Source organism: Methylobacterium sp. 142-1Y (assembly GCF_057747795.1).
Genome location: NZ_JBYLEN010000002.1, coordinates 466,571 through 478,930, shown reverse-complemented (window position 1 = coordinate 478,930; position 12,360 = coordinate 466,571). Strand labels below are relative to the sequence as shown.

Sequence of the window (12,360 nt, the reverse complement as noted above, 5' to 3'; positions counted from 1 at the left end):
ATGCGGTGGCGCATCAGCATTCACCGGATCTTACACCTCACCGAAGGGATAGAACTGAGCGCACACGATGGTATGACGGTCGAGCCAGCGGCCTATGCACTGGCATGGATATTTCCCGAAGTATCGAAAATTAAAATAATAGCAGTCATAAACATATTTTCTACGTTGATAAAAATAAGTTTTAATATATAGATCTCATATATACATAACAAATACATAATATTTCACGGTTTATCGTGATTTATGGTATGAATTATTTTGACACATTGTGGTATTTGCGATTTTTGCACTGTGTGGACATAGGCGCTACTAAACGAGAAATGTGAGTCTAAAAATAGATAGTAACCGGGTATCTAGGCACCCTTTGCCGTACTAAGTCAATAGCCCTCAAGTCTCCGCAATCACGTTTTGCTGAAAAATTCGCTCAAGGTCGGTCGTAATGCGGTCATTGCTGCGCCGCAAAAACTGGAGATGAGGCAATATACAAATTATAAAATCAAATACTTGATAAGATAATAAGTTTCTTATTTATATCTTGTAATATATCTGAATTCGCATTTGCACTAAGAATAAGATCCATTCCGTTTGCCGCATTGTCCCGAAACATACGAACACCAGACGGAAGACATTCAGGTTTGTCGATGCTAACGTAACTGCGGTGAGTGAAGGTAATAAGTTCCTTATAAGAGAGCGAAGTGAGAGTTATATAAGACCAAACTAAGAGAGATTGGTCGTGATCTCACTCGCTTGCCGTTCCTCATCACGCGAACACGTTCGGACTCGCGGCCCGGGTGCCGCAGAGACGTGAAACGCTGACCGGAGACGCAGAGCATGGGTAAGTTCGTGAATTCCGTTTCGGTGGCCGCGCTGCTGGCGCTGGCCCCGCTCGCGGTGCCGCACGCCGCACTCGCCAACGACAAGCTCGACGAGTTGTCGAAGAGCGACGAAAACTGGGTGATGCCGGGGAAGAACTACGACTCCGACAACTACAGCAAGCTGACGCAGATCAACGACAAGAACGTCAAGAACCTGAAGGTCTCCTGGCAGTTCTCGACCGGTCTGCTCAACGGCCATGAGGGCGCACCGCTCGTCGTCGACGGCAAGATGTACGTCCACACCTCGTTCCCGAACAACACCTTCGCGCTCGGTCTCGACGATCCGGGCAAGATCCTGTGGCAGGACAAGCCGAAGCAGAACCCGGCCGCGCGCTCGGTGGCCTGCTGCGACCTCGTCAATCGCGGCCTCGCCTATTGGCCGGGTGACGGGAAGACCCCGCCGTTGATCCTCAAGACCCTGCTCGACGGCCACGTCGCGGCGCTCAACGCCCAGACCGGCGAGACGGTGTGGAAGATCGAGAATTCCGACATCAAGATGGGGTCGACGCTCACGATCGCGCCGTACGTGGTCAAGGACAAGGTCATCATCGGCTCGTCGGGTGCCGAACTCGGCGTGCGCGGCTATCTCACCGCCTACGACGTGAAGACCGGCGAGCAGAAGTGGCGCGCCTACGCCACGGGCCCGGATCCCGACCTGCTGCTGGCCAAGGACTTCAACATCCACAACGCCCATTACGGCCAGAAGGGCCTCGGCACCTCGACCTGGGAGGGCGACGCCTGGAAGATCGGCGGCGGCACCAACTGGGGCTGGTACGCCTACGACCCGGGCACCAACCTGATCTACTTCGGCACCGGCAACCCGGCGCCGTGGAACGAGACGATGCGGCCGGGCGACAACAAGTGGACGATGACGATCTTCGGTCGCGACGCCGATACCGGGGAGGCCAAGTTCGGCTACCAGAAGACGCCGCACGACGAGTGGGACTATGCCGGCGTCAACGTGATGATGCTGTCGACCCAGAAGGATCTCGCCGGCAAGGAGCGCAAGCTCCTGACCCACCCGGACCGCAACGGCATCGTCTACACCCTCGACCGCACCAACGGCGACCTCGTCTCGGCCCACAAGATCGACGACACCGTCAACGTCTTCAAGACCGTCGACCTGAAGTCCGGCCTGCCGGTGCGCGATCCGGAATACGGCACCCGGATGGACCACCTCGCCAAGGACATCTGTCCCTCGGCGATGGGCTACCACAATCAGGGCCACGATTCCTATGACCCGAATCGCAAGCTCTTCTTCATGGGCATCAACCACATCTGCATGGATTGGGAGCCCTTCATGCTGCCCTACCGGGCCGGCCAGTTCTTCGTCGGTGCGACGCTGAACATGTATCCGGGCCCGAAGGGCGACCGCCAGAACGCCGAGGGGCTGGGTCAGATCAAGGCCTACGACGCCATCACCGGCAAGTTCAAATGGGAGAAGATGGAGCGCTTCGCGGTCTGGGGCGGCACCATGGCGACGGCCGGCAACCTGGTCTTCTACGGAACGCTGGACGGCTACATCAAGGCGCGCAACTCCGACACCGGTGAACTGCTCTGGAAGTCGAAGCTGCCGTCGGGTGCCATCGGCTACCCGGTGACCTACACCCACAAGGGCACGCAATACGTCGCGATCTACTACGGCGTCGGCGGCTGGCCGGGCGTCGGCCTCGTCTTCGACCTGCAGGATCCGACCGCCGGCCTCGGTGCCGTCGGCGCCTTCAAGAAGCTCGCCAACTACACCCAGATGGGTGGCGGCGTGACGGTGTTCTCCCTCGACGGCAAGGGTCCCTACGACGACCCGAATGTCGGCGAGTACTCGGCGAACTGAGCCGTCGACTCCCGCTCCTCCCCACTTGGGGAGGAGCGACCCGCTGCCTCTCGTGACAACGGATCCGATCATGTTGAGATCGCTCGGACTTCTGCGCCGGTCCCTCCTCTCTGCGACGCTCGCCGCCGCCGGCCTGACCACCCCGGCCATCGCGCAGACGATCACCCAGACACCCTCGGCCCAGGCGCCCGCCGCGGCTCCGGCGCGCCCAGACGACACCGTCCTGCGGGTCTGCGCTGCGACTCAGCCGCCGCTGTCGCTCAAGGACGGCACCGGCCTCGAGAACCGCATCGCCGGTGCGGTCGCCGAGGCGATGGGGCGCAAGGTGCAGTTCGTGTGGTCGGACAAGCCCGCGATCTATCTGGTGCGCGACCTCCTCGACAAGAAGCTCTGCGACGTCGTCGCCGGGCTCGATACCGGCGATCCGCGGGTGCTGACGACCAAGCCCTATTACCGCAGCGGCTACGTCTTCGTGACCCGGGTGCAGGACGGGCTCGACCTCACGTCCTGGTCCGATCCGCGCCTCAAGGACGTGAACCACGTCGCGGTGCCGTTCGGCTCGCCGAGCGAGGCGATGCTGAAGAACATCGGGCGCTACGAGGAGGACATGGCCTACCTCTACTCGCTCGTGAACTTCCGCTCGCCGCGCAACCAATATACCCAGATCGATCCCGCCCGCCTCGTCGGCGAGGTCGCGAGCGGCAAGGCCGAGGTCGCAGCCCCCTTCGCCCCGGACGTCGCCCGCTTCGTCAAGGCATCGACCGTGCCGTTGCGCATGACCCTGGTGGCGGACGACGCCGCCCGCAGCGACGGCCAGAAGGTCGCCATGCGCTTCGACCAGTCGATGGGCGTGCGCCGCGGCGACGACGCGTTGCTCGCGGCCCTCGATCAGGCCCTCGTCAAGGCGCGCCCGGCGATCGAGGCGATCCTGAAGGACGAGGGCGTGCCGACGGTTCCGACCGGCTCCTGACATTTCCCGACCCCCTCTTTGGCGGACCGCCGGGCGCGGTCCCTCGACTTGAAGCGAGCGTTCATGATCCAGCGTAGGACCGCCCTCGGCGCCAGTCTCGGGCTCGTCATCCTCATCGCCGGCCTCGGTGCCCTGCCGCGCGCCACCACGGCGCAGAGCAGTGCCGTCGATCTGCGCAACGTCGTCACCGGCGAGAAGCTCGACTTGAGCGACGTGCTGCCGGAGGGCAAGGACACGCCCGGCGTGAAGCAGTTCCTCGCCACCGGCCACAACCCCTACATCACCGATGCGAGCTGCCTGAAGAAGGGCGAGCAGACCTTTCTCGCCGCCTGCTCCGGCTGTCACGGCCACATCGGCGAGGGCAAGATCGGCCCCGGCCTCGCCGACAATTACTGGACATATCCCCAGAACACGACCGATGCCGGTCTGTTCTCGACGGTATTCGGCGGCGCCAACGGTCAGATGGGGCCGCACAACGAGAGCCTGACCCTCGACGACATGCTCCAGGTCACCGCCTGGGTCCGTCACCTCTACACGGGACCGGTCAAGGACGCCGAGTGGCTGAACGACGAGCAGAAGAAGAAGTACACCCCCTACAAGCTCGGCGAGACTTTCCCCGATGATCCGCCCGGGATGTGCGCCAAGAGCGGCAAGTCCTGACGGCGTCCGATCCCGAGCCGCGGTCGCGGCTCGGGGTGCCACCGCCGGATCCGTGCCCCGGCCCCCGCCTCGAACACGATGACGATAGGAGGAACACCATGCGCCTGACCCTCGCCGCCGCGACCCTCGCCCTGCTCGCCGGAGCGGCCGTTCCCGCGCTCGCCTATGACGGGACGAAGTGCAAGGCCGCCGGCGATTGCTGGGAGCCCAAGCCCGGCTTCCCCGACAAGATCGCCGGGACGAAGTACGATCCCAAGCACGACCCCAAGGAGCTGAACAAGCAAGCCGCCTCCATCCAGGCGATGGAGGAGCGCAACAAGAAGCGCGTCGAGAACTTCAAGAAGACCGGCAAGTGGGAATACGACGTCAGCAAGATCGCGGCGCAGTAACTTCCCATCCGCGCGGCGCCGTCGCGCGCCGCGCTCCCCCCTGCCCGCGACAGTCCCGGAGTCGTCGATCCGCATGAACCCGATCCGGCCGGCCGATGCGGCCCCGACCGACTGGCGCCAAATCGCCGACTGGCGCCAGGTCGCCCTGCGCTTCGAAGCGGAGATCGCCAAGGCGGTGATCGGCCAGCACAGGGCGATCCGGCTCGTCACCATCGCGATCTTCGCCCGCGGCCACGTGCTGCTAGAGGGCGATGTCGGCGTCGGGAAGACCACCCTGCTGCGGGCGGTGGCGCGGGCGCTCGGCGGCGCCTACGAGCGCGTCGAGGGCACGGTCGACATGATGCCGGCCGACCTCATCTACCATACCTACCTCGCGGAGGATGGAAGGCCACGGATCGAGCCCGGCCCGGTGCTGCGCCGGTCCGAAGACCTCTCGGTGTTCTTCTTCAACGAGATCAACCGCGCGCGGCCCCAGGTCCATTCCCTGCTCCTGCGGCTGATGGCCGAGCGCAGCGTGTCGGCCTTCAACCGCGAGTACCGGTTTCCCCGTCTCCAGGTCTTCGCCGACCGCAACCGGGTCGAGCGCGAAGAGACCTTCGAATTGCCGGCGGCGGCCCGCGACCGGTTCCTGATGGAGATCGGCATGGAGGCGCCGACCGATCCGGGCATGCGCCGTCGCCTCGCCTTCGATCCGCTCTTCCACGACACCGATGCGCTGATCGAAGAGGTCGCCCCGGACGTGATCGACCAGGCGTCGGTCGCCGGCATCGCGGCGGCGATCCAGCACGGCATTCATGCCAGCCCGGCGCTCGAGGACTACGTCGTCCGGCTATGGTCGGCGATCCGGGAGCCGGGGCAGGCCGGTATCACCCTGCCGGACGTCGCCATGGACGCCCTGGTCCAGGGCGGGGCGAGCCCGCGCGGCATCGCCTTCCTGATCCGCGCCGCCCGGGTCCGGGCCTGGCTCGAGGGCCGCAACATGCTGCTGCCCGAGGATCTGCGCGCGGTCTTTCCCGAGACGATGGCGCACCGGATCTTCCTCGAACCGGTCTACGAGATGCGCCGGGAGCAGATCGTGCCGGCCCTGTGCCGGGCGGTGCTCAATACGGTGCCGGCGCCGTGACCGGGGACATCCTCTACCGCCTGCGCGGCCCTGCCGCCGGTCCGGGCCCCGGCGCCCACCGCTCGCGCGAGATCGGTGGCATCGGCGTCTTTCGCGACCAGGTGCCGTTCTGGCGCCACCCCGATGCCCGCCGCATCGACCTGCGGGCGACCCTGCGCGACCCGTTCGAGGGCGTCGTGGTGCGCCGGTTCGAGGAGCGCCGGGCGCTGGAGGTCTGGGTGCTCCTGGATGTCTCGGCGTCGATGCGCTTCCGGGGCGAGGGCGATGCCTGGGCCCTGGCGATGGAGCTTTGCATCGCGCTCGCCCGCTCGGCGACCCGGATCGGCGACGCCTTCGGGCTCATCGGCTGCGGTGCCGGGCCGGACCTGATGCTGCCGGCCTCGCGCCGGCGCGGCACCGCCGACGCCGTCGCGGACAGGCTCGCGGCGATCCGGCCCCGGGGGACGAGCGCCGACGGACTCCTCACGGCGGCCGCGTTCCTCGCGGGCCGGCGCAAGCTCGTGATGGTGGTCTCGGATTTCCGCCTGCCCGAGGCACTGATCGGCGCCGTGTTCGAACGGCTCCAGGGCCACGACGTGGTTCCTGTCGCGGTCGAGGATGGCGCTCTCGAGGAGGGCCTGCCGGCCTTCGGGCTGATCGAGCTGGAGGACTTGGAGGGCGGCGGACGACGGCGGGTGCTGATGCGGCCTTCGCTGCGCACGCGCTGGCTCGCCCGCGAGGCCGAGCGACGGGAGGCCTTTCGCCGCCTCGCCCTCCGGCACGGAAGGCCGCCCTACCGCTTGGCGGACCGCTTCGACGGCGACGATTTCTCCCGCCACCTGCTCGGGACCGCCGCATGAGGACGCGCGCGGTCAAGCCGCGATGGGTCGCGCGGGAGGTCAGGGTCGTGGTGATGGCCGGACTCCTGTCCGTTTGCCTGCCATTGCCGGCCGAGGCTCAGATCGGGTCGGTGGTGGTGCGCTCTGCGCGGCCGTTCGGGCTCTTCGTCGGCGACCGTTTCGGCGCCACGGTCGAAATCGAGGCCGCGGACGGCTTTGCGCCGCAAGCCGCCTCGCTGCCGAAGCCGGGGCCGCTGACCTACTGGCTCGACCTCACTCACGTTGCGGTCGCGCCCGGGCCTGTGCGGGACGGGAACCGGCTCTGGCGCCTGTCGCTCACGTACCAGACCTTCTACGCCGCCCTCGACGTGCGCCGCCTCGACGTGCCGGCCTTCACCGTGACCTTCGCCAGCGAGGCTCCGCGGGCGACGACCAGCGCCGTCGCCGAGGTGCCGAGCTGGCCGATCAGCGTGTCGCCCTTGCGCGAGATCCAGCCACCGCCTGTCGCCGATCCGGTCGAGTATCTCCGGCCCGAGAGCCCGAATCCCCGCCGTGATCCGGCTTTGCCCCGTGCGCTCGCCTGGGCCTTCGCGGCTTTGAGCCTCGCAGGCCTTCTGGCTCTCGCCCGCGACCGGGCATGGTGGCCGTTCCGGCACCGGCCGGCCCGGGCCTTCGCGGCGGCCTGGCGGCAGGTGCGCCGGAACGCCGCCCGCCGTGACGCCGAGGCCGCCTATCGCGAGGCGTTGCTGGCGCTCCATCGCGGCCTCGACCGCACGGACGGCCGGCGGGTGATGGGTGAGGATCTGGCAGGCTTCCTCGTCCGGCATCCCGCCTACGCCGCCCTGGCCCAACCGCTTGACCGGTTCTTCCGGGCCTCCCGCGAGGTCTTCTTCGGCCGCGATCCGTCGGTGGCCCAGCGCGACTGGCCGTTGCCCGACCTCGTCGCGACCGCCCGCCGCCTCGCCGCGGCGGAGCGGGCGGCGCATGCGGACGGACAGCCATGACCGCTTCCCTGATGGCTCTCTTCGGCCGCTTCGGGGTGACGGCCCCGGCCTGGCTGTGGCTGCTCCCGCTGGCGCTGCTGCCGCTCGCCGCGTCCGCGCAGACGCGCATTCCGGTGCCCGCCCTCGCCATGGTCCCGGCCGACGGGCTGTCGCGCCTCGTCGATGCGGCGCTGACGCTCGCCGGCATGGCGGCGATCGGGTTCCTGGTCCTCGCGCTGGCCGGGCCGCACCTCGTCGGCGAGAGCCTGGTGCGGACGGGGGAGGGGGCGCAAATCTCGCTCCTCATCGACCGCAGCGGCAGCATGAACGAGACCTTCGCCGGCAGGCAGCCGTCCGGGCCCGAGGAGTCGAAGGCCGCCGCCTCGCGGCGGATCCTCGAAGGGTTCGTCGGCCGCCGGGCGCACGATCTCGTCGCGGTCTCGGCGTTTTCGACCTCGCCGATGGCGGTGCTGCCGATGACCGACCGCCACGACGCCGTGCGGGCGGCGATCCGGGCGATCGACCGTCCGGGCCTGGAGGCGACCAACGTCGCCCGCGGCCTCGGCCTGGCCCTGGCGCAGTTCGGCGCGAGCGCGCCGCAGGCCGCGCGCGTGCTGCTGCTCGTCTCCGACGGGGCGGCGGTCATCGACCGGCGCGTCCAGCCCCTCCTGCGGGAGGAATTCGCGAAGATTCATCCGACCCTGTACTGGCTCTTCCTGCGCACGGCCGGCTCGCCGGGCCTCGCCGACCGTCCGGCGGGCGAGGACACGCCGCAGGCGGCGCCCGAGCGTCATCTCGACCTGTTCTTCAAGAGTCTCGGCGTGCCCTACCGCGCCTTCGAGGCCGAGAGCGCGCAGGCGGTCGAGGAGGCGATCCGCGAGATCGACCGCCAGGAGCGTAAACCCATCTCCTACACCGAGCGGCGTCCGCAGCGCGATCTCGCCGGGTTCGCCTACGGCCTCGCCGCCTTGGCCATGGGGCTGCTCCTGGGGGCCAAGCTCGCCGAGACCGAGTTGGCGACCCGAACGTCCGCGTCCCGCCCGGCGGCCTCCCGCGAGACCAGGCGCGCCGCATGACCGCCACTCGTCCTTCCCTTGCGCGCGTCCTGCGGCGGGCTTGGGGGCCGGTTCGACCGGTCCTGCTCGCCGCACTGCCGCTCGCCGGCGCGGCAGGCGCGCTCGCCTGCGCCGGCCTCGCATGGCGCGAGATGAGCGCCAACCACGCCATCGCGGCGCTCGAGGCCGGCCACGATCGTCCCGTCGCCGCCGATGCCGTTCCGGAACTACTGCTGGCCCGCATCCGGTTCCTCGCCGCCCGCGAACGCCTCGACGAGGCCGAGCCGCTGATCGCCGCCCTCGACGGCAGTGGCTCGCCGGCCCTGCGCGCGCTGGCGCAGATCGCGTTGGGCAACGCGCGGCTGCGGCAGGCCTTCGCCAAGCTGGAGGCGGGCGACCTGGAGCCGGCAACCCCGCTCGTCGGGCTCGCCCGGCAGGCCTATCGCCGCGCGCTGACGCTCCGGCCCGAGGCCTGGGACGCCAAGTTCAACCTCGACGTCGCCTCGCGCCTCGTGCGCGACTTCCCCGAGCGCGGGCGCGAGCAGGGCGAGGAGATGCCCGCCGACCCGAAGAAGATCTGGACCGACATCCCGGGCCAGCCGCGGGGGCTGCCGTGATCCCGGCTCCCGTCGCACGGCTCGCCGCCGACACCCGCGGCCGGTGGCTCGCCGGGGCGTTCGCCCTCACGGCGCTGACAGGCGTCGCGCCGCACCTCTCCGTCACGGGGCAGCGCGTCGAGGCCGTGGTGGTGATCGACATCACCGGCAGCATGAACACCCGCGACGAGCGCCTTCAAGGAAAGCCGGTGAGCCGGCTCGACAAGGCCAAGGCGACCTTGCGGGACCTCGCGGCGTCTCTCCCTTGCGGCTCGCGCCTCGGTCTCGGTCTGTTCGCCGAGCGGCGCACCTTCCTGCTGTTCGAGCCGATCGAGACCTGCGCCGATTTCGCCGCCCTCGACGGCGCCCTCGCGGGTCTCGACTGGCGCATGGGCTGGGAGGGCGACAGCCGGGTCGCCGCGGGCCTGTTCCGGGCGATCGGGCTGGCGGCGGATCTCGGCAGCGACCTCGTCTTCGTCACCGATGGCCACGAGGCGCCGCCTCTGCCGGCCCGCGGCGGTCCCGCCTTCGAGGGCAAGCCCGGCGCGGTGCGCGGGCTGATCGTCGGCGCCGGCGGCCATGCCCCGTCGCCGATCCCGCGCTACGACGATCGCGGCCGCGAGATCGGCTTCTACGGCGCCGCCGACGTGCCGCACGAGAACCGGTTCGGCCCGCCGCCGCCGGATGCGGAGACCCGCGAGGGCTACAACCCGCGCAACGCCCCCTTCGGCGCCAGTGCCGCTCCCGGCCAGGAGCACCTGTCCTCGGTGCGGGAATCCTACCTGCGCCGGCTCGCGGCCGAGACCGGCCTCGCCTACGCGCCCCTCGACGCGCCGGGGGGCCTCGCGGGCGCCCTCACGGCGGCGGCGACGCCGCGGACGCGCCCGGTCCGGCTCGACCTGCGTCCTCTCCTCGGCGGGGCGGCGCTCGCCGCCCTCCTCGTCCTGTTCGGTCTCCTGCCCTGGCACGCCCGCCTGCGCGAGACCGTCTCCCGCCTTCGTCACGGAGCGTAAAGCATGCGTCGGTTCCACGATTCCCTGTTCGGCGGCCTCCTCGTCGCGGCGACGTTCGGCCTTGCGACGGCGGCGCTCGCCCACGGGCCGACCCCGCAGAAGATCGAGGCCACGGTCACCATCGCGGCCCCACCCGACAAGGTCTGGGCGGTCGCCGGCAACTTCGCGGGGATCGCCGGCTGGAACCCCCTCGTCGCGAGCGGCACGAGCAAAGGCGACGGCACCAAGAATGGCGACACCCGGACCTTGACGCTCAAGAACGGCGGCGTCCTGCACGAGAGCCTCGACGAATACGACGCGGCCCGGCGCAGCTACTCGTACCGTCTCGACGATCCCGACCTGAAGGCCCTGCCGGTCTCGTCCTACTCGGCGACCCTGACGGTGACGCCGGAGGGGGCGGGCAGCAAGGTGTCGTGGTTCGGGCGCTTCTACCGCGGCGATACCGGCAACGAGCCGCCGGAGGAGCTGAGCGATGCGGCCGGCCGGGCTACCATGAAGGCCTATCTCGAGGCGGGGCTCGCCGGGCTGAAGGCCAAGGTGGAGGGCGGCCCGTGAGGGCGCTCCTCCTCACCGTACTCCTCTCCATGCCGTCCTTCGGGCCAACCGCTCTCGCGGCCGAGATCTACGTCGCGAGCCAGGATGGCGGGGTGGTGTCTCGCATCGATCCCGCTGCCCCCCGGGTCATCGCCACGATCCCGGTCGGGCCCGGCCCGGCGGGGCTCGCGGCGGGGCCGGGAGGACGGGTCTACGTCACCCATCCCGACCACAAGGCGATCTCGGTGATCGACGGTCCCGCCGGACGGGTGATCGCCCGCCTGGACCATCCGGGCTCGCCCTTCGGCATCGCCGCCGCGCCCGACGGATCCGCACTCTACGTCGGCGACTGGCGCCGGGGCGAGGTGGTGCGGCGCGATCCCAGGACCGGCGAGGCCGCCGGCCCGGCCGTGCCGGTCCCCGATCCCGCCGGTCTCGTCCTCGACCGCACCGGCGCCCGCCTCTACGTCGCCGACCGCGAGCATCGCCGGGTCGTCGCGATCGACACGGCCGGGATGCGGGTGAGCGGCACCGCGGCCACCGGCGACGGGCCGTTCGCCGTGGCGCTGGGCCCCGACGGAGAGCGGCTCTACGTGGCGAACGTGCGCAGCAACGACCTCACCGTCATCGACGCCCGGACGCTCGCCCACATCGCCACCGTGCCGGTCGGGGCGATGCCCTACGGCGTTGCCGTGACGGTGGACGGGCGCACGGTCGTGGTGAGCCGCCAGCATGCCGGCAGCGTCGCCCTTGTGTCGGCCGACCGCCTGGCACCGGACGGCGAGGTCGCGGTCGGCCGTTACCCCGAGGGTGTGCTGGCCCTCGAGGACGGCCGCGTCGCCGTCGCCAACTGGTTCTCGGGCGATCTCTCCCTCGTCGATCCGCGCTCGCGCCGGGAACTGGCGCGGCTGCCCCTGGCGGACGGCCCCCGCGGCCTCGCGGTCTCCCTCCGATGAATCCCGGATCGGCCGCCGGCAGGGGAGTCCATCTGGGATCCGCCGCTCTCGTCCTCGTGGTGCTGGCGGCGTGCGGCGACGAGCCGGCCCGGGAGGAAGCCCGCGACGAGCCTCCTGCCGCCATCGTCGCCCGTCGCGACGACGGCGCCCGCTCCGACTGGCTGACGCCGGACGACCGCACCGATCCCGCCCGCTGGCTCGCTGCCCGCGCCGCCGGGCGGACGTTGCCGCCGGGCGATGCGGCCGTGGCGAGCCTGCAGGCGGCCCTGGTGCGGGCCCGGCCGCACTTCATCGAGGATCCGCGCATGATCGCCAACCGCACGGCGCAGGTGGCCGGCATGATGGCGAACGCGCCGGCGCCCGACACCTTGATCGCCGGGCTGACGACGGTCGCGGCTCCCACCGGGCGTCGGCAACTCTACGGCAGCCTGTGCCAGCAATACCTGACCCTGCGGGCCGGCGGAGCCGACCATGACGCGGCCCTCGATCGCCTTCGGATGAGTTACGCGGCGCAAGCCACCGGCGTGCCGGTGGCCCGGTGACCGATCGGCATGCGG

The 12,360-nt window shown here is 69.4% G+C and carries 13 protein-coding genes; all 13 read left to right on the top strand.

Going from position 1 to position 12,360, the window contains the following annotated elements:
* The first annotated feature begins 831 nt into the window (after nucleotides 1–831).
* The 13 genes from AC3AOF_RS32180 to AC3AOF_RS32120 all read left to right on the top strand — a co-directional run bounded on the left by AC3AOF_RS32180 (nucleotide 832) and on the right by AC3AOF_RS32120 (nucleotide 12,345).
* Nucleotides 832–2,706, top strand: a complete 1,875-nt coding sequence (locus tag AC3AOF_RS32180) for a methanol/ethanol family PQQ-dependent dehydrogenase (RefSeq protein ID WP_488349145.1) — start codon at nucleotides 832–834, stop codon at nucleotides 2,704–2,706.
* A 70-nt stretch (nucleotides 2,707–2,776) separates the two neighbouring features.
* Nucleotides 2,777–3,676, top strand: coding sequence for a methanol oxidation system protein MoxJ (gene moxJ, locus AC3AOF_RS32175; RefSeq protein ID WP_488349144.1), 900 nt, complete (start codon nucleotides 2,777–2,779; stop codon nucleotides 3,674–3,676).
* A gap of 63 nt (nucleotides 3,677–3,739) precedes the next feature.
* Nucleotides 3,740–4,336 carry a cytochrome c(L), periplasmic gene (gene moxG / locus AC3AOF_RS32170; protein WP_236993329.1) on the top strand — a complete coding sequence of 199 codons (597 nt, stop codon included), beginning with the start codon at nucleotides 3,740–3,742 and terminating at the stop codon, nucleotides 4,334–4,336.
* Between the two features lie 98 nt (nucleotides 4,337–4,434).
* Entirely contained in the window at nucleotides 4,435–4,725 is a 291-nt protein-coding gene (locus AC3AOF_RS32165) for a methanol dehydrogenase [cytochrome c] subunit (protein ID WP_236993330.1), read from the top strand.
* Between the two features lie 73 nt (nucleotides 4,726–4,798).
* Complete coding sequence (locus AC3AOF_RS32160; protein ID WP_488349143.1) at nucleotides 4,799–5,848, top strand: AAA family ATPase; 1,050 nt, start codon at nucleotides 4,799–4,801, stop codon at nucleotides 5,846–5,848.
* Nucleotides 5,845–6,687 (top strand): DUF58 domain-containing protein, encoded by an 843-nt coding sequence (locus AC3AOF_RS32155; protein ID WP_488349142.1) that lies wholly within the window; start codon nucleotides 5,845–5,847, stop codon nucleotides 6,685–6,687. Before AC3AOF_RS32160 ends, AC3AOF_RS32155 begins: the two co-directional genes overlap by 4 nt.
* Complete coding sequence (locus AC3AOF_RS32150; protein ID WP_488349141.1) at nucleotides 6,684–7,670, top strand: nonribosomal peptide synthetase MxaA; 987 nt, start codon at nucleotides 6,684–6,686, stop codon at nucleotides 7,668–7,670. Before AC3AOF_RS32155 ends, AC3AOF_RS32150 begins: the two co-directional genes overlap by 4 nt.
* Nucleotides 7,667–8,725, top strand: a complete 1,059-nt coding sequence (locus AC3AOF_RS32145; protein ID WP_488349140.1) for a vWA domain-containing protein — start codon at nucleotides 7,667–7,669, stop codon at nucleotides 8,723–8,725. The genes AC3AOF_RS32150 and AC3AOF_RS32145 overlap by 4 nt, the downstream gene beginning before the upstream one ends.
* Nucleotides 8,722–9,321 (top strand): MxaK protein, encoded by a 600-nt coding sequence (locus tag AC3AOF_RS32140; protein WP_488349139.1) that lies wholly within the window; start codon nucleotides 8,722–8,724, stop codon nucleotides 9,319–9,321. Before AC3AOF_RS32145 ends, AC3AOF_RS32140 begins: the two co-directional genes overlap by 4 nt.
* Nucleotides 9,318–10,313, top strand: a complete 996-nt coding sequence (locus AC3AOF_RS32135) for a vWA domain-containing protein (RefSeq protein ID WP_236993336.1) — start codon at nucleotides 9,318–9,320, stop codon at nucleotides 10,311–10,313. Before AC3AOF_RS32140 ends, AC3AOF_RS32135 begins: the two co-directional genes overlap by 4 nt.
* A 3-nt stretch (nucleotides 10,314–10,316) precedes the next feature.
* Nucleotides 10,317–10,868 carry an SRPBCC family protein gene (locus AC3AOF_RS32130; RefSeq protein WP_236993337.1) on the top strand — a complete coding sequence of 184 codons (552 nt, stop codon included), beginning with the start codon at nucleotides 10,317–10,319 and terminating at the stop codon, nucleotides 10,866–10,868.
* Nucleotides 10,865–11,803 carry a beta-propeller fold lactonase family protein gene (locus AC3AOF_RS32125; RefSeq protein ID WP_236993338.1) on the top strand — a complete coding sequence of 313 codons (939 nt, stop codon included), beginning with the start codon at nucleotides 10,865–10,867 and terminating at the stop codon, nucleotides 11,801–11,803. Before AC3AOF_RS32130 ends, AC3AOF_RS32125 begins: the two co-directional genes overlap by 4 nt.
* Nucleotides 11,800–12,345 (top strand): hypothetical protein, encoded by a 546-nt coding sequence (locus AC3AOF_RS32120; RefSeq protein ID WP_236993339.1) that lies wholly within the window; start codon nucleotides 11,800–11,802, stop codon nucleotides 12,343–12,345. Before AC3AOF_RS32125 ends, AC3AOF_RS32120 begins: the two co-directional genes overlap by 4 nt.
* Nucleotides 12,346–12,360 lie beyond the last annotated feature (15 nt).